The sequence below is a fragment of the Salarchaeum japonicum genome (genome assembly GCF_020614395.1).
Lineage (GTDB): Archaea > Halobacteriota > Halobacteria > Halobacteriales > Halobacteriaceae > Salarchaeum > Salarchaeum japonicum.
In genome coordinates this window covers 1,369,785-1,396,666 of sequence record NZ_CP085324.1, presented here as the reverse complement: position 1 = coordinate 1,396,666, position 26,882 = coordinate 1,369,785, and the positions used below count along the sequence as shown (strand labels likewise).

The window sequence follows — 26,882 nt, the reverse complement described above, 5'->3', positions numbered from 1 at the left end:
CGGCGGTGCAGTTGCGGAGTTGCACCGAGTCGTACCGCGAGCGCCGCCGGCGCTCGCGGCCTTTTTTGGGGGCGATTTTTCGAGGAGCGGTTCGCGCGCAGCGCGAACCCGACGAAGAAAAAGGGCCTAGAGCGCGTCCCAGGCTTTGATGGCGCGGGTGGGGCTGGTGATTTTGGCGATCCAGCGGGCGGCGGCGCCTTTCTTCAGCATCTTGGCGGGGAGGCCGTTGAAGGTGCGGACGGGGGCGTCGATGCCGTAGACGGTGACTTCGTGGGCGATGGCGGTTTCGCCGATGCTGATGAGGGTGCCTTCGTCGTGGTACGTCCAGGTTTCGAGGGGGTGGTCGTCGATGGCGTTCGCGACGTTCTTCGCGGCGACTTCGGCGGCCTGCCAGGCGGCGAGCGCGGTGGGGGGTGCGGGGTGCTCGCCGGGCTGTTCGACGATGGCGGAGTCGCCGATGGCGAACACGCGGTCGTCGCTGGTCTGGAAGTCCTGGCCGGTGTTGAGGCGGTTGTGTTCGTTCTCCAGGCTGGTGTCGTCGAGGGCGTCGCGGCCGGTGATGCCGCCCGTCCAGACGAATACGTCGTAGTCGAGGCTGTCGCGCTCGTCGAAGTGAATTTCCTCGTCGTCGGCGGACGTGATGGGGTCGTCGGTGAGGATGTTCACGTCGGCTTCTTCGAGGTGGTGGCGGAGCGCGCCCTGGACTTCGGCGTCGCCCGGCGGGAAGATTTCGGGGAGGGCTTCGACGAGGTAGACTTCGACGGGCGCGTTGTGTTTGTCGCGGAACTCGGCGACTTCGCCGGCGCTCTGGATGCCGGAGAGGCCCGCGCCGCCGATGACGACCGTCGCGGGGTCTTCGCGCGTCGCCTCACGGGCGGCGTCCTTGACGCGTTCGTGGATGTCGAGCGCGTCGTCGAGGCTCTTGAGGGTGAGCGCGTTCTCGGCCATCCCGTCGATGCCGTAGTACGCGGTCTGGGAGCCGAGCGCGACGAGCACGTAGTCGTACGCGACGTCGTCCGCGCCGTCGAGTTCGACGACCCGGTCGTCCGTGTCGAGGCCGGTGACTTCCGCCTGCACGAACTGCGTGCTCGGCGATTTGATGTCCGTGACGGGAATCGTTATCTTCTCCCGGACGGCGGGGTCGCGGATGCAGCGGTGGGCCTCGTGGAGCACGAGGTGGTAGTCGGTGTCGGAGATCCAGACGAGGTCGGCGTCGTCCCCGAGACGGTCTTCGAGTTCGGGGATCGCGCCCGCGCCGGCGTACCCGGCACCGAGAACTGCGACGGTCGGTGACATATTCGAAGATCCGACGCCCACCGATACAAAGCCTTTGGATTAGTGTTCGGGCGGTTCCGCGGGCGCTTCCATCGACTCGATTTTGAGGATGAGGACGTTGTTCGTGTCGTCCACGCCGTCCACGATGCCTTCGATGACGAGTTTGGAGAGCGGGGTGGGGCCGACGATGACTCGGTCGCCCTCGTGGAACTCCCGGAGGCTGCCGCGCATGTGGATTTCGGCCCGGCAGAGGTCGGGGTGGTGGACGCTCGATAGGTCGATCTCCTGGACGTTCGCGTCCGCGACGCTCTCGCCCTCGTGGGTGACGGGAACCTCGGCGGCGCTCTCTATCTCCTGTACGTCGAGCGCGTTGTACGCGTTCGACGTGGGCTTGTAGCCGCCCTTCGGTCCGGGGACGCCCTCGACGAGCTGGAGGGCTTTCAGGGACTGCATCTGGTTCCGGATGGTGCCCGGGTTCCGGTTTACCTCCTCGGCGATAGCTTCCCCCTTGATGGCTTCCTCGCGCTCCGAGTAGAGGTTCACGAGCGCCGTGAGGATTGTTTTCTGGCTGGGTGTTAGCTCGATGCTCGACATGGAACCTGTTTCGCACAGCCGGCGCATAAAACCCGCGACCCACGTACGTCCAGAAATCGACGGGCTTTATCCGCCCGACCGGGTGGCTTCGCGTATGCAGGGACAGCGTGTTCTCGTGACGGGTGGCGCGGGCTTCATCGGCTCGAACCTCGCGAACCACCTCGCCGCGGAGAACGACGTGATAGCGGTGGACAACGAGTACCTCGGGACGCCCGAGAACCTCAGCGACGACGTGGAGTACGTCGAGGCGGACGTGCTGGACGACGACCTCCCGACCGACGTCGATGTCGTGTTCTTCCTCGCCGCGCTCTCCAGCCGACAGATGCTCGAAGAGAACCCCCGCGAGGGCGCTCGCGTGAACATCGAAGGGTTCGTGAACACCGTCGAACAGGCGCGCGACGACGGCTGTGAGACGTTCGTCTACGCCTCTACGTCCTCCATCTACGGCAGCCAGCAGGAGCCGTGTCCGGAGGACATGGAGATAGAGGCCTCGACGGGCTACGACGCGTCGATGCTCGGCCGGGAGCGCTACGCCGAGTACTTCTCGAACTTCCACGACCTCACGCTCGCCGGCATGCGCTTTTTCTCGGTCTACCAGGGCTACGGCGGGAACGAGGAGCACAAGGGCGAGTACGCGAACACCATCAGTCAGTTCGCCGACCAGATAGCGAGCGGCGAACCCCCGGTTCTCTGGGGCGACGGCAGTCAGACCCGTGACTTCACGCACGTCAGCGACATCGTGCGCGGCCTCGAACTCGCCGCGGAGAACGAACTCGACGGCGTCTACAACCTCGGCACGGGCGACGCCTACTCGTTCAACGAGATGGTCGAGATGATCAACGACGCACTCGGCACGGACGTGGAACCCGAGTACGAACCCGTCCCCATCGAGAACTACGTCTACCACACGAAGGCCGACCCCTCGAAGTTCAAGGACGCGACGGGCTGGGAGCCCGAAGTCGAGTTCAGCGAGGGCGTCGAACTCGTCTGCGAGCCGTACAAGAACGACTAAACCCGCGTCCCGCATTTTTTGCCGCATGACGCGTTCAGTTCGCATCATCGGCGCGCCCTCCGACTACGGCGCGAACCGACGCGGCGTCGACATGGGACCGTCCGCCATCCGGTACGCGGGCCTCGCCGACCAGATCGAGGCGACCGGCGCGAGCACGACCGACGCGGGCGACCTCGCCGTGCCGCGCGCGGAGGAGCGCGACCCCGACCGGGAGCGTCCGGCGTCGGGCCGCGCGAAGTTCCTCCGGGAGACCCGGGAGGTCGCGGAGGAACTCGCGGACGAGGTCGCTGACGCCATCGCGGACGGCGACCTCCCGCTCGCGCTCGGCGGCGACCACTCCATCGCCATCGGGAGTCTCGTCGGGAGCGCGCGCGACGCCGAGGTCGGCGCTATCTGGTTCGACGCGCACGGCGACTTCAACACGCCCGAGACCAGTCCGTCCGGGAACGTCCACGGGATGCCGCTCGCCGCCGCGCTCGGGAAGGACGGTTTCGCGGACATGGAGTGGGCGAACGCCACGGGTCTCCGCGAGGAGAACGTCGCGCTCGTCGGCCTGCGGTCGCTCGACGCGGACGAGCGCGCGGACATTTTGGAGAGCGAGATGACGGCGTTCACGATGAGCGACATCGACGAGCGCGGCCTGCTCACCGTCGTGGACGAAGCCATCGACATCGCCAGCCGGGGCGTCGAGGGCGTGCACGTCAGCCTCGACCTCGACTGGCTCGACCCGAACGAAGCGCCCGGCGTCGGAACGCCGGTTCGCGGCGGCGTCACGTACCGGGAGGCGCACGCGGCGCTCGAACGCCTCGCCGACCGCAACCGCGCCGACGACCTCCTGCGGAGCCTCGAACTCGTGGAAGTGAACCCGATTCTGGACGAACGCAACCGAACCGCGGAGATGGCGGCCGAACTCGCGGCGAGCGCGCTCGGCAAACGCATCCTCTAGGCAGGCCGTCACGCGCTTGCGCTAAGCGCAGTCCCTATACTCGTCTATCCCCTCTCCCTACCTATGACACGCGTGAGTGTGATCGGCTGCGGAAACATGGGCGGGGCGTTCGTCCGCGGACTCGCACGGACGGACGGCTACCACGTCACGGCTATCGACCTCGACGAGGACGCGCTCGCCGACGTCGAGCCGTTCGCGGCCGAGACGACCACCGACATCGCGGCGGCACGGGACGCGGACGCCGTGGTTATCGCGGTGAAGCCCGACGCCGTCCCGCACGTCCTCGACGACCTCGACCTCCGCGCGGGCCAGACGCTCGTCACGCTCGCCGCGGGCGTTTCCCGTGGGTTCGTGGACGCGCGAACGGACGCGGACGTGGTGCGGGTGATGCCGAACCTCGCGGCCGCCAGCCGCGACATGGCGGCGGCGGTCACCGAGGAGGGCGTGACCGACGATGTCCGCGACATCCTGGACGCGCTCGGCGAGTACGTCGAGGTGTCCGAGGACTTGATGGACACGGCGACGGCGGTGAACGGGAGCGGGCCGGCGTTCGCGTTCTACCTCATCGAGGCGGTGAAGGACGCGGGCGTGGACGGCGGCCTCGACCCCGAGCAGGCCGAGGTGTTGGCGGCGCAGACGTTCAAGGGCGCGGCGGAGACCGTGCTCCGGGACGACCGGAGCGTGGACGAACTCATCGACGCCGTCTGCTCGCCGAACGGCACCACCATCGAGGGGATGGAGGTTCTCTGGGACAGCGACGCCGACGCGGCCGTCCGGGCGGCGGTCGACGCGGCCGAGAAGCGCTCTCGGGAACTCGCGGGCGACTACGATGAGTGAGGAACGAACCGTCGCGCGCGTCAGCCCCGCGGACGTCGAGCGGGCGCGCGACCGGGCGGCGAACGCCGAGCGCGTCGTCGTGAAGGCGGGGACGAACTCGCTCACGGACGAGGATTCGCGGCTCGACCGCGGGAAACTCGACAAGCTCGTGGACGACATCGTCGACCTCCGCGAGCGCGGGACGGACGTGCTCCTGGTGTCGTCGGGCGCGGTCGGCGCGGGTATCGGCCGCATCGACGCCATCGAGGACACCGACCGCGAGAGTCACACGCTGGAGGAGAGTCAGGCGCTCTCCACGGTCGGGCAGAGCCACCTGATGCGGCACTACACGCGGAGCTTCGAGCGATACGACCAGAAGATAGCCCAGCTCCTCCTCACCGAACACGACCTCTCGAACCCCGAGCGGTTCACGAACGTCACGAACACCGTCGAGACCCTGCTCGACTGGGGCGTCGTCCCCATCATCAACGAGAACGACGCCGTGGCGACGGAGGAGATCCGCATCGGCGACAACGACATGCTCTCCTCGTCGGTCGCGATCGGCGTCGGCGTCGACCTCCTCGTCACGCTGACCGACGTGGACGGCGTGTACACGGGGAACCCGAAGCGGGACGCGAACGCCCATCGCATCGAGGCCGTGGGCGAGAACTACGCGGACGTGCAGGAGCTCATCGAGGAGACGGCGACCGGGTCGTTCGGCGGTATCCTGACGAAGGTCGAGCGGGCGCGCGCCGCCGCCGAGCACGGCATCCCCGCGGTCATCGCCGGCTCCGAGACGCCGAACGTCCTCGACAGAATCGCCACCGGGAAGCCCACGGGCACCGTATTCGTCCCCATCGAGAACGATGACTGAGAGCACACGCGAGAAGGTGGACGCGGCGGAGCGCGCGGCGCTCGACCTCGCGAACGTCCCCGAGGACGAACGCAACGACGCGCTCTACGCTATCGCGGACGCGCTCCGCGAGCGCACCGACGAGATACTGGACGCGAACGAGACCGACGTGACGGCGGCCGAACAGGCGCACGAGCGCGGCGAGTACTCCGCGGCGCTCGTCGACCGCCTCCGCCTCGACGAGTCGAAGGTCGAGGACATCGCGGGGATGGTGGAGTCCGTCGCCGGCCAGGACGACCCGCTCGGCCGCACGCTCTCCGCGCGCGAACTCGACGACGGCCTCGACCTCTACAAGGTTTCAGTTCCCATCGGCGTCGTCGCCACCGTCTTCGAGTCGCGGCCGGACGCCCTCGTCCAAATCGCGGCGCTCGCCCTGAAGTCCGGGAACGCCGTCATCCTGAAGGGCGGGAGCGAGGCGAGCGAGTCCAACCGCGTCCTCTACGACATCATCACCGAGGTCGCGGACGACGTGTCCCCGGGGTGGGCGCAACTCATCGAGGCCCGCGAGGACGTGGACAGACTCCTCGACATGGACGACAGCGTCGACCTCGTGATGCCCCGCGGTTCGAGCGAGTTCGTCTCCTACATCCAGGACAACACGCAGATTCCCGTGCTCGGCCACACCGAGGGAATCTGTCACGTGTTCGTGGACGAGGACGCCGACCTCGACATGGCCGCGGACGTGGCGTTCGACGCGAAAGTCCAGTACCCCGCGGTGTGTAACGCCGTCGAGACCCTGCTCGTCCACGAATCCGTCGCGTCCGAGTTCCTGCCCGGGATGGTGGAGTGCTACCGGGACGCCGGCGTGACGCTCCGCGGCGACGAACACACACGCGACATCGTGGACATCGACCCCGTGACCGAGGACGACTGGGACAGCGAGTACGGCGACCTCGAACTCGCCGTCAAGGTCGTCGCGGACGTGTACGACGCCGTCGAGCACGTGAACACGCACGGGTCGAAGCACACCGAATCAATTCTCACGGAGAACGACGAGCACGCCGCGGTGTTCATGCAGGGCATCGACGCGGCGAGCGTCTTCCACAACGCCTCCACGCGGTTCGCGGACGGCTACCGGTACGGCCTCGGCGCGGAAGTCGGCATCAGCACCGGGAAGACGCACGCCCGCGGCCCCGTCGGATTGGACGGCCTCACCACCTACAAGTACTACCTGGAGGGCGACGGCCACCTCGTCGCCACCTACTCCGGCGAGGACGCCCGCCCGTTCACGCACGAGGCGTTCGACGGCGAGTGGACGCCCGGCCGCTAGGTACCAACCACTATACGGCGCGTCCACCACAGTCCCGGGTATGGACCGCCGCCCCGCGCTTCAACTGAGTGACGACGAAGTCGACGCGTTCCTCCGCGAGAACGGCGTCGGCGTGCTCTCCCTCGCCGACGACGGCGACGCCTACGGCCTCCCGATATCCTACGGCTACGACGGCGACGACCGCATCATCTGCCTCCAGTTCGCGGACGCGCCGTGGAGCCGGAAGCGCGACTTCGTGGAGACGACGCGCACCGCCTCGTTCACGGTGTTCGAGCTAACGGAGACGCTGGAGGCGACGAGCGTCGTCGCGCAGGGCCCGCTCTCGTCCGTCGCGGACGAAGAAGCGCCGCAGGCGCTGGACGCGCTCGCTGACAACGCCGTGTTCACCGCGCTCGACGAGTCCGGCGTCCCCATCGAGGACGCCGTCCTGCGGTTGTTCTGGCTAGAACCGGAGACGCTCACGGGCCGCCACTTCGACCCGTTCGCGACGGAGTAGCGCTCACTCGGCGACGGCGGCGTCCGTGTACCGCGTCCAGATGGTGAGGAGGCTGGGGAGGACGAGGACGCTCGCGAGGAACGCGTACGCGATGGCGACGCTCGTCACGAACCCGAAGCGCTGGAGCGACGGGACGAGCGCGAGCGCGAGCACGCCGAACCCGGCGACGGTCGTGGTGGCGCTCGCGAGGAGCGCGCCGCCCGTTCCCGTGAGGGTGCGGGAGAGCGCGTCCGTGGCGTTCGTGCCGTCGTACTCGTCCACGAACCGCTCGCCGATGTGGATGGCGTAGTCCACGCCGATACCGATGCCGATGGCGGCGATGATGGCGGTCTCGGTGGTGTAGGCGAGGCCGGCGAGGTACATCGTGCCGAACAGCCACGCCTGCGCGGCGACGACGGGTGCGAGCACCACCGCGCCGAGCGTGAGCGAGCGGTAGCGCGTCCAGAAGATGACGGTGAGGAACGCGAGGATGACGCCCGCGGTGATGAGGAAGCCCTCGACGAGCGTCCGGAGCACGCCCTGCTGGACGACGTAGCTCACGACGGGCTGGCCGGTGGCGATGGTCGAAACGCCGCTCTCGGATTCCACGACCGCGGCCACCCCGCGGAGGTCGCCCGCGACCGTCTCGGGTTCCGCGCTCCCGGCGACGGAGACGGCGACGCGGAGCGCGCGGTACTCGCCGTTTTCTTGGGAGAATACGGCGGCCGCGTCGTCGGGCGCGGCGGCGTACACGGCGTCGTAGACCGCGTCGAGGTTCCGGTCGGGCACGCCGTCGCCGTCGGTGTCGGCGTCCGCGACGAGTTCCGCGACGGTGTCGTTGCGGGCGGCGACGGCGTCGATGGTTTCGAGCGGCCCGGTCGCGGCGAGACTGCCGTCCGCGAGCGTGACGGTGGAACTGGCGTTCCGGAGGTCGGCGCGACCCGCCGCGAGCGCGTCGAGCGTCCCCGCCCGCGTCACGTCTCCCCGCAGGAGCAGGATGGCGGTGGACTGCTCGCGGTCCTGGACGAACGTGTCCTGGAGGTACTCGGCGTTCTCGACGAGGCTGTAGTCGCTCGGCTGGAACGCGTCGGGGAGGGAGTCCATCCAGTCGGGCGAGTCGCGGGGGAGGAAGTCGGTCTGGTCGGTGGAGGTGTCGATGTCGGTGACGACCGCGCCGCCGGCGACGGTGAGGACGAGCGCGACGGCGAGAATCGCGCGCGGGGAGCGGCGGGCGGCGGTCGCGCCGACGCCGAGCAGGCGGCCCGCGAGGCCGCCGCGGCCGAACGGGGACGCCCGACGGTCGAGGCCGACGCGGGCGAGGAGGCCGTCGAGTTCGAGTTTGAGCGCGGGCAGGAGCAGGGCGAACACGAGGAAGGCGGCGGCGATGCCGGCCGCGCTCACGACGCCGAAGTCCCGAATCGACGCGATGGGGCTGACGGCGTTCGAGAGGAAGCCGACGGCGGTGGTGAACGTCGCCGCGCCGATGGCGACGACGACGCCTGCGAGGCCGCGCCGCATCGCCTTGCGGCGGGAGCGCGAGGGGTCGTCGTCGCGGGCTTCCCGGTACCGCATCACGACGTGGAGGGCGTAGTCGATGGAGAGGCCGACGAGGAGGAAGGGGACGGCGATGAGTATCTGGGTGAGGCCGATGCCCGCCCAGCCCATGAACCCGAACATCCAGACGAGCGTGAGCGCGACGCCGAGCAGGCCGTACAGCACGTCCGCCACGTCGCGGTAGGCGATGCCGAGGACGACGATGATGAGGAGGAAGGCGACCGGGGAGATGATGGCGAAGCTCTCGCCCGTGGCCTGCGTGCTCTCCTCGCTCACGATGCCCGCGCCGAACACGAAGCTCTCGCCGGGGAGCGCGTCGGCGGCGATGGCTTTGAGGTCGAGTTGGGCGGCGGCGACGGCGTCGGGGAGGTCGTCGCCGGTCGCGCCGGCGGTGTCCTGGAAGACGTAGACGACCCGGGCGTCGGCGGTCGTCGCGCCCGGCGTGTAGTCGGTCGGGAGGAGCGAGTAGGGGTCGGTTCCGGGGAGCGAGGCGTCGGGGTCGAGCACGCGGGCGACCGTCTCCTCGACCTCGCCCGGCGTCATCGAGTCGAGCTGGGCGATTTGGGCGTCGAGCGAGGGAGTGGCGGTGGCGTTCGCGCCGTCTTCGGCGTGGATGGCGGCGGTCGCGACGACCGACGCGAGGTCGACGAACGCGCGGTCGTCGCGGAGGGTCTGGTTCACGCTCGCGGCGGCTCTCGCCTCCCGCTGGAAGCGGAGGCTGGCGAGCAGGCTCTCCTGGGAGAGGGCGTTCTCGTCGCGGACGACGACCTGGACGGCGGTCGTGTTCTCGCCGTCGGTGCGGAAGTTCTCACGGGCGTAGTCGTACGCGTCGGCCTCCGGTGAGTCGCTGGTGAACCCCGCGATGGTGAGGCCGCCGTCGACGTTCGCTGCGCCCGCGCCGACCGCGAGCGTGGCGACGAGGAGGACGGCGACGACGACCTTGCTGTGGGCCGTGACGAACCTCGCGAAGCGGTCTGCCGGTGACATACGCCTCCCTACACCCAGAGAGAACATAAATATTGTAGTATTCTACTATATCTATCGCTCCGGGAGCGCGGTACTGAAGAACCCGCCCCGCGAACCCTCACTATCTGCCGCGAGACACCATGAGCACACGAGACGCAGTCGCCGCGCTGAAACGCCTCGGCCTCCCGAACTACCAGGCGCGCGTGTTCGTCGCCCTCCAGGAACTCGGCACGGCCACCGCCCAGGAGGTGAGCGACGCGTCCGAGGTGCCGCGCTCGCAGGTGTACGGCGCGGCCGACGCCCTCGTGGAACGCGGCCTCGCGGAGCTCGTGGAGTCCTCGCCGAAACAGTACCGCGCGGTGAGCCTCGACGCCGCCCGCACCCAACTCACCGAGCGCCTCGAACGCGAGCGCGACGCGGCTTTCGACCACCTCGAAGACCTCCGCGCCACCGCCACGAACCGCGAGACGACCGGCGCGGTCGCCACCCTCCGCGGCCGCCAACCCATCAGCGACCGCATCGCCGACCTCGTCGAGGACGCCACGGAGAGCGTGTTCCTCGTCGCGCCCGCCGAACGCTCCGTCACCGACGGCATCGAGGCCGCGCTCCGCGACCGCGCCGCCGACGGCCTCGCCGTCACCGTGTTGAGCGCGGAACCGAGCGCGCGCGAGCGGTTCGCGGACGCCCCGATTCGCGTGCTCGTGATGGACGACGACCATCCCGCCGACTTCGCGGGGCGCGCGCTGATGGTGGACGACGAAACCGTCCTGCTCGCCGCCGCCACCGACGGCGGGAGCGGCGAGGAGGCGATGTGGACCGAGCACAGCAGCATCGGCCGCATCCTCGCGCGGTTCATGCAGTCCGGCGTGGACTCCGGGATGAATCGGACATAGGCTCGCCCCTTACCGAACCGTTATTCCCGCGAAGGCCCGACTGCGGGCATGAAGCTCTCCGTCGTCGACCTCTCGCCGGTTCCGCGCGGCGGCACCGCGACCGACGCCTACGCGAACACCGTCGAAGCCGCCCAGCAGGCCGAACGCCTCGGGTTCGAGCGGTTCTGGGTCGCCGAGCATCACGGGCGCGCCGACCGCCTCGCCGGCACGACGCCCGAAGTCCTACTCGGCCACCTCGCCGCGCACACCGACAGCATCCGCCTCGGGTCGGGGGCCGTGCTCTTGAACCACTACAGTCCGTTCAAGGTCGCAGAGCAGTTCGGGGCCATCGACGGCCTCGCCCCCGGTCGCGTCGATATCGGCCTCGGGCGCGCGAACGGGTCGCCCGCCGCCGACCGCGCGCTCGGCACCGAACGCCACGTCGAGAACCCCGACGACGACCACCGCGAGAAAATCGAGGCCGTCCTGAACCACCTCTACGACGACTACCCGCCCGGCCACGCGTACGCCGACCTCCAGGTGCCGCGCTCGGGCGCACAGCCCCCGGAGCCGTGGGTGCTCGGCTCCAGCACCGCGAGCGCGACCATCGCGGGCGAACTCGGCCTCCCCTTCTGCTTCGCGTCCTTCATCCGCCCCGGGTGGGCCCCCGACGCGCTCGACGCCTACCGCGAGCACTTCGAGGCCTCGTCGCTCGCCGCGGGTATCGACAGCCCGCGGTCGATGGTCGCCGTGAACGCCGCCGCCGCCGACACGGACGAGGAGGCCGCGCGCCTGCGCGCCGTGTCGATGGCCGCCCGCAAACGCCTGCGCCGCGGCGACCTCACGGCCACGCCGACCGTCCCCGACGCCATCGACGAACTCGGTGGCGTCCCCGACCCGACGCCCGAGACGCTCCCCGAGGACGAGTGGCCGCGCGCGCTCGCCGGCACCCCCGACCGCCTCGAATCCGTCTTCTCCCAACTCACCGAGCGCCTCGGCGTCGAAGAAATCATGATTCAACACACGGTTCCCGACCACGAGACCGGGATGCGCTCCCACGAACTCCTCGCCGACCTGCTCTAAGCCGCTATCCCTCGCCGACCATGCCGTCCTCGTCGTCCCACTCGCGCTCCCTGAGTTCGTACTTCTGAATCTTCCCGGTCGCCGTCATCGGAATCGACTCCACGAACTCCACCTCCCGCACCGTCTTGTAGTCCGCGAGGCGTTCTCTGGTGTGCGCGGTGAGTTCCGCCGCGCTCACCCCCGGGTTCTCGGGCGTGCCGTCCGCGGGCACGACGAACGCCTTCGGCGTCTCCCCCCACTTCTCGGAGGGCGACGGAATCACCGCCACCTCGCCCACCGCGTCGTGTCCGAACAGGGTGTCCTCCAGTTCCACGGAGGAGATGTTCTCGCCGCCCGAGATGATGATGTCCTTCTTCCGGTCTTTGATGGAGATGAGGCCGTTCTCGTCCACGGTCGCGAGGTCGCCCGTGTGGAAGAACCCGTCCAGCCGTCCGCTGAACGCCTCCTCCGTCTGCTCGGGCTTGTTCCAGTACCGCTCCATCACCTGGTTTCCGGCCACCACCACCTCCCCGATGGTGCTGTCGTCTCTCGGCACGCGCTCGCCGTCCTCGTCCACGACGCGGAGGTCGGTCGCGAGCGGCGCGACCCCCTGGCGTTGCTGGGTGGCGTAGCGCTCCTCGCCCGAGTCGGGCAGGAGGCGTTCGGCGTCCGACGTGGCGATGAGCGGGCCGGTCTCGGTCGCGCCGTACAGCTGGAGGAACTCCCAGCCGAACTCCTCCTGCACGGCGCGAATCGTCGCGGTCGGCGGCGCGCTCCCCGCCGCGGTCACGCGAATCGGGTTCGCGCCCGTGAAGTCGGGGTCGTTCTCCTCCGCGTACTCCTGGAGGAGCGTGAGCACGGTCGGCGCACAGCAGAGGAAGGACACGTCCTCCGTCCGGATGGCGTCGAACACCGTCTCGGCGTCCACGCCGCGCGTGCAGACGTGCGTCGCGCCCCGGCCCGTGACGGCGTAGATGTGTCCCCAGCCGTTGACGTGGAACATCGGGAGCGTCCACAGGTAGGTGTCGTCGTCCGCGAGGTGGTGGTGAATCGTCGCCAACTGCGCGTGCAGGGACTCCGTACGATGCGTGCGGCAGACGCCCTTCGGGTCGCCCGTCGTGCCCGACGTGTAGTTGATGGTCGCGAGGTCGTCCTCGTGCATCTCGGGACGCTCGTAGTCGTCGGGGTCGCCGAGGAACGCCTCGAAGTCCAGCCAGTCGCCCGCCACCGACTCGGGGTCGTTCGTCACGAAGGTGTCCGCGGGCACGTCGTCGCGCACGGCCTCGACCTTCTCCGCGTACTCGTAGTCTGCGAACACCACGTCTGCGCCCGAATCGGTGAGGAGGTACTCGTAGTCGTCGGGCGTCAGCCGGTAGTTCAGCGGGACGTGAATCGCGCCCGCGCTCATCGCGCCGAACGCGGCTTCGAGGTGGTAGTGCGTGTTCGGATCGACGACGGCGACCCGGTCGCCAGGCGTGATACCGCGCGCCTGGAGCGCGGCGGCGAACGCGTCCACGCGCTCGCCGAACTCCCCGTACGTGAACCGGCTCCCGTCCGCGCCCACGACGCCCTCGCGGTCGCCGTAGTAGTCGCGTGCGCGGTCGAGGAAGTCGGTCACGAGTAACTGTTTCTTCATTCGTGAAGGATTCGACAGGGGGCGTGCAGGTAAGCCCACCAGTTCCGGCAAAAATACGGATCTACTGCGGCGGCCCCGGCGCGTCCGTCGGCGCGACCGACGCGCCGTCCCGGAGGCCGCGCTGAACGCCGACCGACGCGATGCGCTCCGCGCGCCCGCCGATGTCGCGCACGGCGTCCGCCGCGCGGACGAGCCGGTAGTCCGCGTCCGCCGCCTCGAACAACCGCCGGTCGAGGGCGTCGAGGTCGTCGCGGAGGCCGCGAACGGTCGCGAGCGCGTCGTGCGCGGCGGTCGCGTCCGCGTCCCCGAGCACGCTCCGGGTCGCGCCGTCCACCGCCTCCCGGGCGGTTCCCGCGAGCGCGACGACCTCCCGGGTGGACGCGCTCTTGGCGTCCACGTCCCCGGCGACGGACGCGAGCCGGGCCGCGTCCCCCGTGACCTCGCGGAGTTCGTGCGCCGTCGTCCGGAGTTCCGCCAGCCGCGGGCGCGTCAGCCCGAGCGCGTCCACCTCGTCCAGCCGGGAGAGCGCGCGCGAGAAGTGCCGTTCGACCATCGCGCTCAACCGACTCGCCTGACTCGTCCGGTCGTCGAACGAGACATCGCGGCCGTCCGCGAGTGCGTCCGCGGCGTCCCGACCGACGCTCCGCGCGACGAACGCCAGCTGGCGCACCGACTGCGACACCGACACCTCCGCCGGGTCGAGCACGTACCGCAACCGCAGTTCGTCGCCGCCCTCCTCCACGACGTTCAGGCCGGGGAGGCCGCGCACCGCGCGGTCGAGCGCGCGCCGCTGGCCCGTCGTCACGCCGCCGGACGCGTCGAGCGCTATCGTCCTGTATCCGGCGGTGTACGCGGCACGAACGGCCGTACCGAGGCGGTCTTCGTCCTCCGCGTGAACGGTGACGTGGCTGGTGTCGTCGTCCTCGCTCGCGCCCGGTTGGACGACGAGCACGCCGTCGAGGTGCGCGTGCAAGTCCACGGAGTCCCCGGCCGCGAGGCCGGCCGCGTCCGCCCACTCGCGGGGGAGGGAGACCGTGAGCGTGCCGCCGCCGACGGACTGGACTTTCCGGGACTCCATCAGTAGATGAGTTCGGGGTCGTTCTCGGTCATGTAGAGCGTTCGCGCCGCGACGTTCACGGCGTGGTCGCCGATGCGTTCGAGGTCGCGAACCGTCAGCAGGACGCGGGACACGTCGTCCATGAGGGTCTCGACCGTCCACGCGTCCGCGTCCGCCTCGCGTTCGATGAGGTCGCGAACCACGGTCTCGTTCGCCCGCGCGCACAGCGCGTCGATTTCGTCGTCCGCGTCCGCGATGGCGCGACACTCGACGGGGTCGGTGTCGATGTACGCGTCGAGCGCGCGTTCCACGAGGTCGCGCGCTCGCTCGCCGATGGTCGAGAGGTCGTCGGTCGGCACCGCGATGTCCGACGCGGCGAGCGAGTACTCCGCGAGGTTCACGGCGAGGTCGGCGACGCGTTCGAGGTCGGTGAGTATCTTGAAGGACGCGACGACGAACCGGAGGTCGCCCGCGACCGGCTGTTGGAGCGCGATGAGGTCGATGCAGGCGTCTTCGAGCGCGAGGTAGCGCTCGTTCACCTCGTCGTCGCCCCGGACGACCTCGCGCGCCAGGTCGTCGCCCGCGTCGCCCGCGAGGCACGCCAGCGCGTCGTCCAGCCGCCCGAGGACGAGGTCGCCCATCTCCCGCACGTCCCGCCGGAGGTCGTCGAGTTCCTCCTGGTAGCTCTCCCGAGTCATCCGAATTTCCCGCTGATGTAGTCTTCGACGCGCTGGCTCTCGGGGTTCTCGAAGATCTGGTCGGTGTCGCCGTACTCGACGAGTTCGCCGCCCGTGAGGAAGACCGCCGTCTGGTCGGAAATCCGGGCGGCCTGCTGCATGTTGTGGGTGACGATGACGACCGTGTACTGCTCGGAGAGCTCGTCGATGAGGTCTTCGATTTTGGCGGTGGCGATGGGGTCGAGCGCCGACGCCGGTTCGTCCATCAGAATCACTTCCGGATCCGTTGCCAGCGTCCGCGCGATGCAGAGGCGCTGTTGTTGGCCGCCCGAGAGCCCGAGCGCGTTGTCGTCCAGTCTGCCCGAGACCTCCTCCCAGAGCGCCGCCTGCCGGAGCGCCCGCTCCACGAGCTCGTTTTCCGCCGCCTCGTCGCTCCGCCCGAGCAACCGCGAGAACAGGCTCGTGTCCAGGTCGCCGTGCTTGCGGGGGCCGTAACTGACGTTGTCCCGAATCGACTTCGGGAACGGGTTCGGTTGCTGGAACACCATCCCCACGCGTTTGCGGAGCTCGACGAGGTTCACGCCGTCCTGGTAGAGTTCCTCGCCGTCGAGTTCCACCGACCCGTCGATTTTGGCGGCCTTGATGCGGTCGTTCATGCGGTTGAGACACCGGAGGAACGTCGATTTCCCGCAGCCCGACGGCCCGATGAGGGCGGTGACGGACTGCTCGGGGATGTCGATGGAGATGTTCTTGAGCGCGTGCTCCTCGCCGTAGTGGACGTCGAGGTCTTCGACGGCGAGCTTGGTCGCGCCGTCGAAACTGTGGTTGCGCCACTCGTCCTGTACTGCTTCGGTGGTTTCGCCGCTCGTCGTTTCGAGGGGCTGGTCGGTCGTGGGCTGTGTTGTTTCGCTCATGACTGAATCTTCCGCCGGAAGTACTGTCGCATCGCGATGCCGATGGCGTAGAAGCCGAGGACGACGACGAGCAGGACGAGCGCGGTCGCCCACTTGAACGCCTCGCCGTCCCCGACGTTGCTGGAGACGCCGACGCCCGCGGCGATGAGCGCCCAGAGCTGGTAGGGGAGCGCGCTGGTCGCCTGCAGGAGCTCGGGGTTCGTGACGAACGGCGGCGTCGCCTGGAACGCGAACCCGCCGATGACGTCGACGGTCTGGCCGCCCGGGACGAACGTCCCGCCAGCCATCGTCAACAGCAGGGGTGCGGTTTCGCCGGCGATGCGGCCGACGCCGAGGATGACGCCGGTGACGATGCCGGGTATCGACGCCGGGATGACGACGCTCTTGATGGTCTGCCACCGGGAGACGCCGAGCGCGGCGCTCGCGTCACGGTACTCGTCCGGCACGGCGAGCATCGCTTCCCGGCTCGTGATGAGCACCAGGGGGAGGAGCATGAACCCGAGCGTGAGCATCCCGGCGAGCAGGCTCTTGTTCCCGCCGAACCGCGGGACGAGGAACGCGAACCCGAACAGACCGAACACGATGCTGGGCGTGCTCCAGAGGCCGTTCGTCGCTATCTCCACCACCTGGGTGAACCGGCCGCGTTCGGCGTACTCGGTGAGGAAGACGGCCGCGCCGACGCCGAGCGGGATGGCGAACACCGACGCGCCGACGACGAGCCAGACGGTGCCGACGATGGCGGGGAGCACGCCGTTGAAGTCGTTGAGCAGGCCGACGCCGTTCATCACGAACGGCAGAGAGACCGGCCAGTCGAAGCTGAAGACGAAGCCGGGCGCGACGTCGAGGAAGGGGAGGTGGAGGAAGAACGCGATGGTGGTCGTCGGGCCGACGCCGAGTCCGACCTCGAACCCGCGCGTGAGCCCGGGGAAGCCCTTGAACGCGGTGAACGCGACGAGGCCGAACAGGACGGTGATGATGGCGAGCGCGTTCAGGTAGATGAGGAGGTACGCGCCGGCGTGCCGGCCGCGCGCGCCGAACCCGCCGTATGCTTTCGCGGACGCCCATCCGGAGACGAGCGCGCAGAACAACGCCAGGGACGGAATCACGACCGCCGCCGTGAACGACGCTTTCTGCTCCCAGCCGAGGTTCCACGCCCACGACGCGTCGATGACGCCGAGGAGGAAGACGACGCCCGCGAAGACGGTTATCGCGCCCGCGGGGAGCGTCGAGCCGATGTCTTCCCGAGTGAACGTGGTGACGGCGAACGCGACCGCGCCGACCGCGAACGCGACGGCGAGCCAGCCGACGGTGCCGAAACCGAGCGTCTGGGACGCGACGAGGCCGCCCGCGACGAACCAGACGGCGGTGAACGCGACGCCGGCGACGATGCCCGCGCTCGGCCGCGGCTGGGTCTCGACGTAGCCGAGCCGGGAGCCGACGCCGAACGCGATAACCGCGAGGCCGAGCGCGACGAGCAGGCCGCCGAGCGCGGCGAGCACGTCGATACCGAACACGGTGTCGGTGAGGCTGACGAGACCGAACAGCGCGGCGGCCGCGGTCGCGAACACGGCGGCGGCGACCCCGACCGCGACGGCGGCGACGGCGTCAGTCCCGGACGTGTCGCCCGCGACGAGCGGCGTGCGGGATTCGGTCGCCATCAGGCGTCACCCCCGAGCTTGTGCCGCATCCGCGCCTCGATGTACTGGGAGACGATGGAGATGGCGAGCACGGTCACGAAGAGGATGACGCCCGCGACGAACAGCGCGTCCATCTGGAGGCCGTCGGCCTCCCCGTAGTTCCGCGCGATGAGGGACGTGAGCGTCTCCTGGCCGTAGAAGACGTTGTAGATGGGGTCGGTGAGCCGGGGGACGCCGCGGAGCATCACGGTCGCCGCCATCGTCTCCCCGATTGCGCGCCCGACGCCGAGCAGAACGGCGGCGGACACGCCCGAAATCGCGGCGGGCAGCGTGATGCTCGTCATGGTCTGCCAGTCGGTCGTGCCGATGGCGAGCGACCCGGACTTCATCGACTCCGGCACGGCCGCGAGCGCGTCCTCCGCGACGGACACCACGGTCGGGAGCGCCATCAGGCCGACGACGATACCGACGAACAGGTAGGTGCCCTGGCCGAGGATGTCGAACTTATCGGACGCCCACGGCCCGAGGAGCGTGAACCCGATGAAGCCGTACACGATGGAGGGGATGCCGGCGAGGATTTCCACGCCGGGCTTCACGGTCTCGCGGACGGCCGGCGGCGCGATTTCGGAGAGGAAGAGCGCCGCCGCGACCCCGAGCGGGGCCGCGACCAGCGTCGCTATCACCGTGACCATCACGGTGCCGTGAATCATCGGCACCATCGAGTACCGAATCGGCGGCGACACCGCGTCCCAGTTCGGCTGGACGAACAGCCGGAGGCCGGGGACGCTCACGCCGAACACGGTGGCGCTCTCGTACCGAATCACCGGAATCGACTCGGCGAAGATGAAGACGATGATGAGCAGGAGTATCAGTATCGTCGATGCGGTCATCGCGAACGTCAGCGCGCGCGCCGTGAGCTCCTGGTGGAACACCCAGCCGTACGCCGCGCTCGCGAGGAACACGACGAACGGCACCGCCGTCAGCGCGGAGACGGCGAGGAACCCGACGAGCGCGCCGAGCAACGAAACGGTCATGATACCGACGACGGCCAGCGCGACGGGGTCGGTGTCCGCGACGAACTCCCGGCTCCGCCGGAGCGCGCGGGACGCCGCCGCCGAGACGGCCGCCACACGGTCTGTTACTGATGACATCAATGAATGAAATACGGGTGGTTGGGGGCCGCGTCAGGCCTGCTCGGGCAGTTTCGCCTTCTCGGACTCGATGTCCTTCGTCGGGAGCGGGATGTAGTTGTTCCCCTCGACGAACACCGTCTGCCCGAAGGACGTGAGGAACATGTTGATGAACGCCGCCTCCCGCAGGTCCGTGCCGTTCGGCGTGTCGTCCGTTATCTTCGTGTACTGGTGGAGGTCGCGGTTCAGCGGGTAGTCGCTGTCGAAGATGGTGTGTTCCGCGTCCCGGTCGGGCACGTACGTCGTGCCCTCGAAGTTGATGGCGATCGGCTGAACCTCGGGGCCGGTGAACGCGAGCGCCATGTACGCGATCGCGCCCTCGTTCTGCGAGACGGCCTGCGCGACCTGCTGGTTCTGGCCGAACCGCGTGTTCACGCCCGGCATCGGCGCGTCCGCGCTCCCGAGCATGTTCAGGCGGAACGACGTGTCCGTCCCCGAGCCCTCGGCGCGCCCGATGACGTAGATGTCCTGGTCGGGGCCGCCGAGTTCGCTCCAGTTCGACACCTCGTTCTGGTAGATCTGGCGGATCTCCTCGCCCGTGAGTTCGGTGACGCCCGCGTCGTAGATGTCGCTACTGACGACGACCGGCTGTCCGTCGCGGCCGACGACGTGGTCGACGACGCGCTCCTCGGCCTGTGACTCGCTCCACCCGAGTTCGGCCGTGATGGGGCCGGAGGAGTTCCCGATGTCCACGAGGCCGTCCCAGACGGACTGACAGCCGGTGCCGGAGTGGCTGAGGCCGATGGACGTCATGAACGGCGGCGTCGCCTGCTGGCCGGTCGGCTCGAAGCCGTAGAGGCTCGCGAAGTAGTCCGCGAGGCGCATGTCGGGGCTTCCGAGGTCGTCCCAGCCGGGGACGGTGGACTCCTCGTTCGACCCCCAGTACTCGCCGTCGTCGTTCGGCGGGTTCGAGTTCCAGTACGAACTCCCCGTGTTCGCGATGGGGTAGACCGTGGACGACCCCTCGGCGGTCAGCATCGACGTGTCGTTGCCGGACGACTGCGTCGTCTGCTGGGTGTTCTGGTCGCCGTTCCCGCTCTCCGTCGTCTGAGTGGTGTCGTCGCCCGAACTCTCCGTCTGACAGCCGGCGAGGCCGGCCGCGCCGACCGCGCCCGTCGCCGCGATGAACTTACGCCGTGATACGCCCGCTCCCGTGCCCGTTGAGTCCTGAGGCATCACCTGAGTGGTTGGAGTACCGTATAAAGACCCTTTATAATAGTCTACTATTCGTGCCCGTACCCGGACGTACGGCTCCGTACCCTCGATACTCGAACGAGCCGTACGTCCACCTATATAGTCGTACGTCCGCCACAGTCGGCGTAAACAGCCGGTAGCGGCGCTCTCAGTCGAAAATTATATCCTCGCGCGTCCGAGTCCGTCGAGTATGCGTGAACGCGCGGACACCGAGGGTATCGACGGGCGTCCGGTGGACGCCGCGGCCGACGCGGTCGCGGACGACACCGACCGCGACCCCGCCGTCGTTCGGGCGGCGCTCGGCGCTATCGCGGACGAGGACGGCCGCGTCACCTGGGACGGCGTGGACGCCGAACTCGCGGAGGCGTCGAAGGTCGTCGCCACCCCCGAGACGCGCGTCGAACTCGCCGCGATGGCGGTCGCGGACGCCCGGGACGCCGCCGCGGACGCCCCCGACAACGACACCGTCGCCGCCCGCCTCGACACGTACGAAGACCGCCTGAGCGCGCTCGAAGCCACCGTCACCGGCCTCGGAGAACGCCTCCAGTCCATCGTGTCGAACACGCGCGAGGGCTCGCTCGCGGACACGGCGCTCGCCCTCCACGACCTCCGGGAGGACGCGAGCACCGCGCAGTGGAACGCCGACGAACTCGCCGACGACGCCGAGTCCTTCGCGGACTGGCTCACCGACCCAGCTGTCCGCCGCGAGGAGTTCGCGGCCGACCTCGACGACACCGCGGACTCCCTGGACGCGCTCGCGGACGCCGCCGACCGCCTCGACGGCGGCGACGCGGACGCGACGACGTGGGTCGGGGCCGCCCTGCAGGCCGACGTTCTCTCGCTCGTCGTCGCAGACCTCCGCGCCGAACTCGCCGACCTCCGCGCGTGGGACGGCGGCTACGACGACGAAGCCGACCGGCTCGACGCCCTCGCAGACCGCCGCGCGGACATCGCCGCCCGCATCGACGCGAGCGCGACCAGCGAGTGGCGGGACGCCCACGGCGACCGCGTCGAGGCCTTCGCGTCCGCGGTGCGCGACCTCGAACCCCCGATAGCGTGGGGGGTCGTGCAGGACGAACTCGACGCCGCCCGTCCGTGACCCGGCGGGTGTCGCCTCTGCCCGAGACGCTTACCCGCGCGCGCCACTACCACGACGCATGAGCGAGTACGTCCCCGGGACGTGCAACATCGGAGAGCGAGAACGCCGCCGCCGCTACCGCGTCGCGTACGCCGCGTTCGCGCTCGCCGCCGCGTACGTCCTCGTCGTCGCCGTCACGTCCGTCCCCGCCGCCCTCGTCGTCGGCGCGTTCGCGCCGCTCGCGGTCGGGGTCGAGTGGTACGTGCAGGGCCGCGAATCGTTCTGCGTGCGCCTCGCGTGGCGGGGCGCGTTCTCCTTCGGCGGCGACCGCGGCACCGTGAGCGACGCGGACGCCCGCCGCCGCGACCGCCGACACGCGGTCGAACTCACCGCGCTCGCCCTCCTCGCCGCCGCCGCACTCACCGCCGCCACGTACGTCGCGGTCGCCGCGGCCTAACGCCGCCGAACCGCCACCGCGACGGCGAGGAGCGCGCTCACGAGCGCCACCGCGACGCCGAACCCGGGCGTGCTGCCCTCGGCGGTGCTCGTCGCCGTCTCCTCCGCGGTCACGGTGAACGTGCGCTCCCCGACCCGGACGGTGTGCGCGCCCGGTTCGTCGAACGTCACCGTCGTCTCGAAGGACGCCGTCCCGTTCGCGTCGAGCGCGGCCGTCCACGTCTCGACCGTCTCGCCGTCCACGACGACCGGGTAGGTCGCGTTCGCCGGGTACTCGGCAGGGTTCGACGCGTCGAGGGAGACCCGCACCGCGTCGCCCGCCGCGACCGTCGTGGCGTCCACCTCGACGGTGGCGTTCGGCGTCGCCGGTTCCCGCACCCGAATCGTCGTCGTCTCGTAGCCGTACGTCAGCGTGTACGCGCCCGGCTCGCTGAACGTCCCGCGGACGGTCACCTGCCGGGTTTCGCCGGGCGCGACGGACACCTCGGCGGCGTCGAGCGTGCGGTCGGAACCGGCGAGCGTCGCGGCGAACGTCCCGGCCTGACCGCCCTCGTTCGTCACGCCGACCGTGACTGCGGCGGTCTCGCCCGTGACGAGCGTCGGCACGCTCCCCGTCGTCGCGTTCCGGTACGGGCCGGTGACGCGCACGCCGTCACCCCCCACGGACGCGACCAGTCGCGCGACCGCGCCCTCGAACGCCTCCACGTGTTCCTCGCGACTCCACACGTCGGGCGCGGCGCGCGTCTGCGTGTACCGCTGGGCGTACGACGCCACGTCGTCAGACCCCGCCGCCGCGACCGCGGACAGGAACTCGGACTGCGTCACCGTCCCGTCCGAATCGACGTTCAACCGCCCGAGCACGTCCGCCGCCGTGTGCTCGCCGTCCGACACGAGCCGGATGCCGCGGTCGATGTTCCCGTACACCAGCGGCCCCTTCACGTAGTTCGCGTACGTCCACGTGTAGGGGTTCGCGAGCACCGCGCTCGCGTACGGCGACCGCGTGCCGCGTTCGAGGTGCTCCGCGAACGCGTCGAACCCGATGCGGCCCTGCCGGAGCGTGAGGAGCGCGCCGTAGTACTCCGCGGTCGCCTCCGTCACCCACTGGGTCGCGCTCGTCGTCGAGAAGTCCTGGCGGGTGTGGACGTACTCGTGGAGCCAGACGTTCCCGGCCGTGTCGAGCCGGCTGTCCGCGAGCACCCAGGAGTCGCTCCCGCCGTACTCCAGGCCCGCCGGCCCCCAGTCCACGCTCGTCGGCGCGGCGACCGTCAGCACGCGCTCGTCGCGCGCGCCCACCTGCAGGAGCGCGGAGGCGTTCGTGAGCGACGCCAGAATCTCGTCCGGCGACTCGGCGAGCGACGCCGAAGCAGGGACGACGAGCCGGAACTCCTGGCCGTTCCTGGTGGCGGTGTACGTCGTCTCCGGGCCGAGGTAGGCGATGGTGCCGCCGACCGCGCCCTCACCCGCGACGGTCACGTCCGAGGACAGCGTCACGCTCCCGCTCCCGTACCACGTCCACTGCGAGGAGAACTGGGGGACGGGCAGTATCGCCCACTCGCCCACGTCAACGAACGAGTACCCGCCGGACTCCTGGGCCGCGTCCGGGGTCGTGTGCACGTCGCCGGGGAGCGCCCGCGACCTCGAGATGGTCTGGTTCACGTCCACTGAGAGCGTGAACGACGGGTTCGCCGTCTCCTCGTCCCACTGGAGGCCGCTCTCCGTCTCCGCGAACCCGGTCGTCGAAACCACCGTTCCCGTCCCCGCGCGCACGTCGAGCGACGCGAGGTTCGACGGCGTGTCGTACGCCACCACCGCCGCCACCGTCCCTGGGTCGTCCGGCGTCAGGCGGAGCGTCGTCGTCCGAACGAGGTCGTTCGCCTGCTGTGTCGCGCTCGCGTCCGCCGCGGCCGCTCCCGGCCCGCTAGTACCGGCGACGCCGCCGACCGCGGCGGGCGCGACGGCCGCGAGGACGAGCGCGGCGACGAGAACCGTGGCGCGTTCCATATCCGGCCTGCGGCCGCCGCGGGCTTTACTCTGTGGGCGGATGGAAACCGACATACCGGTCGGAGCGACCTACCACCAGACAACGGATGCTCTCGCTCTCACCCGCCCGCGAGTACATGCTCGTCGTCACCGCCGCGACAGGCCTCGGCCTCCTCGCGTCCGCGGTCGTCTTCCTCCCCCGGTCGCCGTCGTGGTACGTCCGCGAGTTCTTCCGGTCCGACTGGAAGTACATCGGGGTCGCGTGGCTGGTCGCCGAGAACCTCCCGTCGCTCGCGGAGGCGAACCGCGTCGAACGGACGTTCACGGACGCCGTGTACGCCGTAGAGGGCGGAACGGTCGCCGTCCTCCAGTCCGTCGCCAGTCCGCCGCTCACGTGGACGCTCGCCGTCGTCTACCTCGTCGCGTTCCCCGTGCTCGTCCCGCTCACCTACTTCGCCCTCAAGTCGTACGCGTCCGACCGGGACGCCCGGCGGTACGCCGTCTCCTACGTCCTCGTCGTCCTGCTCGCCGTCCCGTTCTTCCTCCGGTTCCCGGTCTCCATCCCCGCGTTCTACCCGCCCGCGGGCGTCGAACCGCTCGTGTTCGTCACGCCCGAGGTGGAGGCGGGGATGCTCGCGACGGACTCGATGCTGAAGGCGTTCCCGAGCCTCCACACCGGCCTCTCCGTGCTCGCGGCGCTGTACGCGCGGAAGACGACGCGGCGGTACGCGCTCGCGGCCGGCGGCACGACAGCGCTCATCGTCGTCTCCACGTTCTACCTCGGGATGCACTGGCTCGTGGACGCCGCGGCCGCCACGCTCATCGCGGGCGTCGCGTACGCGCTCGCCCACCGGCTTCCGCCCGAGTCGGTGCTCCCGTTCCCGGGCTACCGCCGGCTCGTCGCTCGCGTCCGCGATTAGTCCGTCCGCGCGCTCGCCGCGCCGGGCCGACACGGTTCTCCCTCGCGCACGGCGGCGGCGACGCGCTCCGCGGCGACGTGCGGCGCGTCGAGCGCCGTTCGGTCGCCCGCGACGAGCACGTGGCCCGCCAGGAGTTCGCGGTTCCGCCCGAGGCCGAGCGCGTCGCTCGCGACGACGGTCGCGTCGGCGTCCGCGACGAGCCTGCCCGCGGCGTCGTACGCGTCGCCCGCGACGCCCGCGAACGGTTCGACCGTCACGCAGTCGGCGGCGAGCGCGCGCGCCGCCCGGTGGTCGGCGTCGCCCTCCACGACGGGGCCGACGGTCACGCGGAACCCCGCGTCCGCGAGCCGTCGGACGAGCGGCGCGGCGGTGCCGCCGCCGCCGAGCACGTGAACCGTTTCGGGGCGCTCGTCCGCCCGTTCGGAGAGCGGCGTCACCGCCGGGGAGCCGGTGACCGGGTTCTCGCTCACGGCGGTGCGCGCGTCGAACGCCGCCCGGAGCGTGTCCGTGGTGAGCACTTCGTCGGGCGGGCCGTACGCGAGCACGCCGCCGTCGGAGAGAACGAGCAGTTCGTCGCAGTAGCGCGCGGCGAGGTCGAGGTCGTGGATGGCGGCGAGCGCGGTGCGGCCCTCGGAGACGAGGTCGCGGACGAGGTCGAGCGTGCGAATCTGGTGGTTCACGTCCAGGCCCGCGGTCGGTTCGTCGAGGAGGAGTATCGGGGCGTCCTGCGCGAGCGCGCGGGCGAGGAGCACGCGCTTTCGTTCCCCGCCGCTCACCGCGGTGATGGAGCGTTCGGCGAACTGCGCGACCTCGGTGCGTTCCATCGCCTCCGTCACGATGTCGGGGTCGGGGTCTGCGCCGAAGCGCGCCTGATGGGGGTGACGCCCCATCTCCACCACGTCGCGGACGGTGAAGTCGAAGGAGATGGTGGTCTCCTGGGGGACGACGGCGATGCGCCTGCTCGCCGCGCGCGAGGAGAGGTCGTGGACGGCGGCGTCGCCCGCGGACACGGTGCCGGCGGCGGGACTCAGCCCGCCCGTGATGGTGCGGAGGAGCGTGGTCTTCCCCGCGCCGTTCGGGCCGACGAGGCCGACGAGCGACCCCTCGCCGATTGTGGCGCTCACGCCGTCGAGCACGCGGAGGCTGCCGAACGACTGTTCGACGTTCTGGATGTCGAGTCTCACAGTTCGTGCACCTCGCGCTTCCGGAGGAGGTAGAGGAAGAAGGGCGCGCCGAGGAAGGACGTGATGACGCCGACGGGGAGGCCGCCGCCGAACACGCCGGTGACGCCGAGCGCGCCGAGCGGGAGGCCGTCCACGCCGACGCGGGCGAGCGTGTCCGCGAGCACGAGGAAGCTCGCGCCGGCGAACGCGCTCGTCGGGAGGAGGATGCGGTGGTCGGGGCCGACGACGAGGCGGAGGACGTGCGGGACGATGAGTCCGACAAAGCCGATGACGCCGGCGTACATCACGGCCGCACCGGTGACGACGCTGGCGACGGCGAGCAGGAGGCGTTTCGTGCGTTCGACTTCGACGCCGAGCGAGTGCGCGTCCTCCTCGCTGAGCAGGAGGAGGTTGAGTTCGCGGCTGTACGCGTAGAGGACGAGGCCGCCGAGCAGGGCGACGGGGAGGACGAGCTGGACTTCCGCCCAGTCGGTGTCGGCGAGGCTTCCCATCAGCCAGTGGATGGCGCGCTGGAGGCTGTGCTGGTCGGAGCGCACCATCAGGAGGCTGACGACGGAGCCGAGGAAGGTCTGGACGGCGACGCCGGCGAGGAGGAGGGTGGCGACGGGCGTGTGGCCGTTCTGGGTGGCGATGAGGTAGACGAAGAACGCGGCGGCGAGCGCGCCGACGAAGGCCGCGGCGGGGATGCCGCCGGGGACGGTGAGCGGGAGGACGATGAGGGCGACGGCGGCGGCGGCCGCGCCGGACGAGACGCCGATGATGGAGGGGTCGGCCATCGGATTTCTGAAAAAGCCCTGCATGACGGTGCCGGCGACGGCGAGCGCGAACCCGACGGCCGCGCCGAGAACGATGCGGGGGAGGCGGAGGTTCACGACGACGAACGGGTACGGCTGGGGGACGGCGAAGTGGAAGACGTGCGCCCACGTCACGTCAAGGTAGGGGAAGCCGGACGTGAGGGATGCGCCGACGGGGACGACGACCGCGTTCAGGATGGCTTGCGCGACCTCGGCGGGCGGGATGGAGATGGGGCCGAGGGTCGCGCTCGCGACGACGCTCGCCACGGTGAGCGCGGCGAGGGCGAGCGTCGCGGAGAAGACTCTGACGCGGGCGGCGGACATACGAGAACAACCAGGTTTGGGTTAGGTAAATATTTATTGAACAAGCGTGGACGGGGTGACGTGCACAGACGCCTCTTTACCGTAGT

24 protein-coding genes are annotated in these 26,882 nt (G+C 70.0%); 11 read left to right on the top strand and 13 right to left on the bottom strand.

The features are described from left to right. Positions 1-126: 126 nt before the first annotated feature. Positions 127-1,296, bottom strand: coding sequence for an NAD(P)/FAD-dependent oxidoreductase (locus tag LI334_RS07885; RefSeq protein WP_227259894.1), 1,170 nt, complete (start codon positions 1,294-1,296; stop codon positions 127-129). Between the two features lie 39 nt (positions 1,297-1,335). Continuing rightward, positions 1,336-1,869, bottom strand: a complete 534-nt coding sequence (locus LI334_RS07880) for an Rrf2 family transcriptional regulator (protein ID WP_227259892.1) — start codon at positions 1,867-1,869, stop codon at positions 1,336-1,338. A 94-nt stretch (positions 1,870-1,963) separates the two neighbouring features. Between LI334_RS07880 and LI334_RS07875 the strand changes: the two genes are divergently transcribed. The 6 genes from LI334_RS07875 (at position 1,964) to LI334_RS07850 (ending at position 7,322) form a co-directional block, all read left to right on the top strand. Then, positions 1,964-2,881, top strand: a complete 918-nt coding sequence (locus LI334_RS07875) for an NAD-dependent epimerase/dehydratase family protein (RefSeq protein WP_227259890.1) — start codon at positions 1,964-1,966, stop codon at positions 2,879-2,881. Between the two features lie 25 nt (positions 2,882-2,906). Further along, positions 2,907-3,827 carry an arginase gene (gene rocF / locus LI334_RS07870; RefSeq protein ID WP_227259888.1) on the top strand — a complete coding sequence of 307 codons (921 nt, stop codon included), beginning with the start codon at positions 2,907-2,909 and terminating at the stop codon, positions 3,825-3,827. A gap of 63 nt (positions 3,828-3,890) precedes the next feature. Then, on the top strand, positions 3,891-4,664 hold the full coding sequence (gene proC / locus LI334_RS07865) for a pyrroline-5-carboxylate reductase (protein ID WP_227259886.1): 774 nt from the start codon (positions 3,891-3,893) through the stop codon (positions 4,662-4,664). Further along, complete coding sequence (proB, locus tag LI334_RS07860) at positions 4,657-5,517, top strand: glutamate 5-kinase (RefSeq protein ID WP_227259884.1); 861 nt, start codon at positions 4,657-4,659, stop codon at positions 5,515-5,517. Before proC ends, proB begins: the two co-directional genes overlap by 8 nt. Continuing rightward, positions 5,510-6,826: a glutamate-5-semialdehyde dehydrogenase gene (locus LI334_RS07855; protein WP_227259882.1), complete on the top strand. Its 1,317-nt coding sequence runs from the start codon at positions 5,510-5,512 to the stop codon at positions 6,824-6,826. Before proB ends, LI334_RS07855 begins: the two co-directional genes overlap by 8 nt. A 40-nt stretch (positions 6,827-6,866) precedes the next feature. Then, positions 6,867-7,322 carry a pyridoxamine 5'-phosphate oxidase family protein gene (locus tag LI334_RS07850; protein WP_227259880.1) on the top strand — a complete coding sequence of 152 codons (456 nt, stop codon included), beginning with the start codon at positions 6,867-6,869 and terminating at the stop codon, positions 7,320-7,322. 3 nt (positions 7,323-7,325) lie between these two features. Here the strand turns inward: LI334_RS07850 and LI334_RS07845 are convergent, their stop codons facing one another. Next, the gene (locus LI334_RS07845; protein ID WP_227259878.1) at positions 7,326-9,842 is read right to left on the bottom strand and encodes an efflux RND transporter permease subunit; all 2,517 of its coding nucleotides are present in this window, start codon (positions 9,840-9,842) and stop codon (positions 7,326-7,328) included. A 119-nt stretch (positions 9,843-9,961) separates the two neighbouring features. Here LI334_RS07845 and LI334_RS07840 point away from each other — a divergent pair, with 119 nt between their 5' ends. Further along, complete coding sequence (locus LI334_RS07840; RefSeq protein WP_227259875.1) at positions 9,962-10,714, top strand: TrmB family transcriptional regulator; 753 nt, start codon at positions 9,962-9,964, stop codon at positions 10,712-10,714. A gap of 48 nt (positions 10,715-10,762) precedes the next feature. Next, positions 10,763-11,776, top strand: coding sequence for an LLM class flavin-dependent oxidoreductase (locus tag LI334_RS07835; RefSeq protein ID WP_227259873.1), 1,014 nt, complete (start codon positions 10,763-10,765; stop codon positions 11,774-11,776). A 4-nt stretch (positions 11,777-11,780) separates the two neighbouring features. On the opposite strand, the gene LI334_RS07830 is transcribed toward LI334_RS07835, so the two are convergent. The 7 genes from LI334_RS07830 to LI334_RS07800 form a co-directional block, all read right to left on the bottom strand. Then, complete coding sequence (locus LI334_RS07830; RefSeq protein WP_227259872.1) at positions 11,781-13,391, bottom strand: long-chain-fatty-acid--CoA ligase; 1,611 nt, start codon at positions 13,389-13,391, stop codon at positions 11,781-11,783. A 61-nt stretch (positions 13,392-13,452) separates the two neighbouring features. Further along, positions 13,453-14,469 (bottom strand): AbrB/MazE/SpoVT family DNA-binding domain-containing protein, encoded by a 1,017-nt coding sequence (locus LI334_RS07825; RefSeq protein ID WP_227259870.1) that lies wholly within the window; start codon positions 14,467-14,469, stop codon positions 13,453-13,455. Beyond that, on the bottom strand, positions 14,469-15,146 hold the full coding sequence (gene phoU, locus LI334_RS07820) for a phosphate signaling complex protein PhoU (RefSeq protein WP_227259868.1): 678 nt from the start codon (positions 15,144-15,146) through the stop codon (positions 14,469-14,471). Before phoU ends, LI334_RS07825 begins: the two co-directional genes overlap by 1 nt. Continuing rightward, positions 15,143-16,039 carry a phosphate ABC transporter ATP-binding protein PstB gene (pstB, locus tag LI334_RS07815; RefSeq protein ID WP_227259866.1) on the bottom strand — a complete coding sequence of 299 codons (897 nt, stop codon included), beginning with the start codon at positions 16,037-16,039 and terminating at the stop codon, positions 15,143-15,145. Before pstB ends, phoU begins: the two co-directional genes overlap by 4 nt. Then, positions 16,036-17,697, bottom strand: coding sequence for a phosphate ABC transporter permease PstA (gene pstA / locus LI334_RS07810; RefSeq protein ID WP_227259864.1), 1,662 nt, complete (start codon positions 17,695-17,697; stop codon positions 16,036-16,038). The genes pstB and pstA overlap by 4 nt, the downstream gene beginning before the upstream one ends. After that, the gene (pstC, locus tag LI334_RS07805; RefSeq protein ID WP_227259863.1) at positions 17,697-18,827 is read right to left on the bottom strand and encodes a phosphate ABC transporter permease subunit PstC; all 1,131 of its coding nucleotides are present in this window, start codon (positions 18,825-18,827) and stop codon (positions 17,697-17,699) included. The genes pstA and pstC overlap by 1 nt, the downstream gene beginning before the upstream one ends. A 33-nt stretch (positions 18,828-18,860) precedes the next feature. Then, positions 18,861-20,042, bottom strand: a complete 1,182-nt coding sequence (locus LI334_RS07800) for a substrate-binding domain-containing protein (protein ID WP_227259861.1) — start codon at positions 20,040-20,042, stop codon at positions 18,861-18,863. Between the two features lie 208 nt (positions 20,043-20,250). On the opposite strand from LI334_RS07800, the gene LI334_RS07795 reads away from it, so the two are divergent. Both LI334_RS07795 and LI334_RS07790 read left to right on the top strand, forming a co-directional pair. Then, entirely contained in the window at positions 20,251-21,159 is a 909-nt protein-coding gene (locus tag LI334_RS07795) for a hypothetical protein (RefSeq protein ID WP_227259859.1), read from the top strand. A 58-nt stretch (positions 21,160-21,217) separates the two neighbouring features. Further along, positions 21,218-21,595, top strand: a complete 378-nt coding sequence (locus LI334_RS07790; protein WP_227259858.1) for a hypothetical protein — start codon at positions 21,218-21,220, stop codon at positions 21,593-21,595. On the opposite strand, the gene LI334_RS07785 is transcribed toward LI334_RS07790, so the two are convergent. Further along, a complete protein-coding gene (locus LI334_RS07785; protein ID WP_227259855.1) occupies positions 21,592-23,595 on the bottom strand; it encodes a PGF-CTERM sorting domain-containing protein in 2,004 nt (667 codons plus the stop codon). The two genes, LI334_RS07790 and LI334_RS07785, sit on opposite strands and share 4 nt — an antisense overlap. A gap of 86 nt (positions 23,596-23,681) precedes the next feature. Between LI334_RS07785 and LI334_RS07780 the strand changes: the two genes are divergently transcribed. Further along, entirely contained in the window at positions 23,682-24,494 is an 813-nt protein-coding gene (locus LI334_RS07780) for a phosphatase PAP2 family protein (RefSeq protein WP_227259854.1), read from the top strand. Here the strand turns inward: LI334_RS07780 and LI334_RS07775 are convergent. Together LI334_RS07775 and btuC are read right to left on the bottom strand one after the other, a co-directional pair. Further along, complete coding sequence (locus LI334_RS07775; RefSeq protein ID WP_319799814.1) at positions 24,491-25,678, bottom strand: heme ABC transporter ATP-binding protein; 1,188 nt, start codon at positions 25,676-25,678, stop codon at positions 24,491-24,493. The genes LI334_RS07780 and LI334_RS07775 overlap by 4 nt on opposite strands. Beyond that, entirely contained in the window at positions 25,675-26,796 is a 1,122-nt protein-coding gene (btuC, locus tag LI334_RS07770) for a vitamin B12 ABC transporter permease BtuC (RefSeq protein WP_227259851.1), read from the bottom strand. Before btuC ends, LI334_RS07775 begins: the two co-directional genes overlap by 4 nt. Between the last annotated feature and the right edge of the window lie 86 nt (positions 26,797-26,882).

What these genes read in the sequence shown, in the direction of transcription:
- pstA (WP_227259864.1), bottom strand. Translation starts at nt 17,697, where the DNA reads ATGGCGACCGAATCCCGCACGCCGCTCGTCGCGGGCGACACGTCCGGG.
- LI334_RS07790 (WP_227259858.1), top strand. Translation starts at nt 21,218, where the DNA reads ATGAGCGAGTACGTCCCCGGGACGTGCAACATCGGAGAGCGAGAACGC.
- LI334_RS07795 (WP_227259859.1), top strand. Translation starts at nt 20,251, where the DNA reads ATGCGTGAACGCGCGGACACCGAGGGTATCGACGGGCGTCCGGTGGAC.
- LI334_RS07785 (WP_227259855.1), bottom strand. Translation starts at nt 23,595, where the DNA reads ATGGAACGCGCCACGGTTCTCGTCGCCGCGCTCGTCCTCGCGGCCGTC.
- LI334_RS07845 (WP_227259878.1), bottom strand. Translation starts at nt 9,842, where the DNA reads ATGTCACCGGCAGACCGCTTCGCGAGGTTCGTCACGGCCCACAGCAAG.
- LI334_RS07855 (WP_227259882.1), top strand. Translation starts at nt 5,510, where the DNA reads ATGACTGAGAGCACACGCGAGAAGGTGGACGCGGCGGAGCGCGCGGCG.
- LI334_RS07880 (WP_227259892.1), bottom strand. Translation starts at nt 1,869, where the DNA reads ATGTCGAGCATCGAGCTAACACCCAGCCAGAAAACAATCCTCACGGCG.
- rocF (WP_227259888.1), top strand. Translation starts at nt 2,907, where the DNA reads ATGACGCGTTCAGTTCGCATCATCGGCGCGCCCTCCGACTACGGCGCG.
- LI334_RS07850 (WP_227259880.1), top strand. Translation starts at nt 6,867, where the DNA reads ATGGACCGCCGCCCCGCGCTTCAACTGAGTGACGACGAAGTCGACGCG.
- LI334_RS07825 (WP_227259870.1), bottom strand. Translation starts at nt 14,469, where the DNA reads ATGGAGTCCCGGAAAGTCCAGTCCGTCGGCGGCGGCACGCTCACGGTC.
- proC (WP_227259886.1), top strand. Translation starts at nt 3,891, where the DNA reads ATGACACGCGTGAGTGTGATCGGCTGCGGAAACATGGGCGGGGCGTTC.
- btuC (WP_227259851.1), bottom strand. Translation starts at nt 26,796, where the DNA reads ATGTCCGCCGCCCGCGTCAGAGTCTTCTCCGCGACGCTCGCCCTCGCC.
- LI334_RS07800 (WP_227259861.1), bottom strand. Translation starts at nt 20,042, where the DNA reads ATGCCTCAGGACTCAACGGGCACGGGAGCGGGCGTATCACGGCGTAAG.
- phoU (WP_227259868.1), bottom strand. Translation starts at nt 15,146, where the DNA reads ATGACTCGGGAGAGCTACCAGGAGGAACTCGACGACCTCCGGCGGGAC.
- LI334_RS07885 (WP_227259894.1), bottom strand. Translation starts at nt 1,296, where the DNA reads ATGTCACCGACCGTCGCAGTTCTCGGTGCCGGGTACGCCGGCGCGGGC.
- LI334_RS07840 (WP_227259875.1), top strand. Translation starts at nt 9,962, where the DNA reads ATGAGCACACGAGACGCAGTCGCCGCGCTGAAACGCCTCGGCCTCCCG.
- LI334_RS07780 (WP_227259854.1), top strand. Translation starts at nt 23,682, where the DNA reads ATGCTCTCGCTCTCACCCGCCCGCGAGTACATGCTCGTCGTCACCGCC.
- proB (WP_227259884.1), top strand. Translation starts at nt 4,657, where the DNA reads ATGAGTGAGGAACGAACCGTCGCGCGCGTCAGCCCCGCGGACGTCGAG.
- LI334_RS07875 (WP_227259890.1), top strand. Translation starts at nt 1,964, where the DNA reads ATGCAGGGACAGCGTGTTCTCGTGACGGGTGGCGCGGGCTTCATCGGC.
- pstB (WP_227259866.1), bottom strand. Translation starts at nt 16,039, where the DNA reads ATGAGCGAAACAACACAGCCCACGACCGACCAGCCCCTCGAAACGACG.
- pstC (WP_227259863.1), bottom strand. Translation starts at nt 18,827, where the DNA reads ATGTCATCAGTAACAGACCGTGTGGCGGCCGTCTCGGCGGCGGCGTCC.
- LI334_RS07835 (WP_227259873.1), top strand. Translation starts at nt 10,763, where the DNA reads ATGAAGCTCTCCGTCGTCGACCTCTCGCCGGTTCCGCGCGGCGGCACC.
- LI334_RS07830 (WP_227259872.1), bottom strand. Translation starts at nt 13,391, where the DNA reads ATGAAGAAACAGTTACTCGTGACCGACTTCCTCGACCGCGCACGCGAC.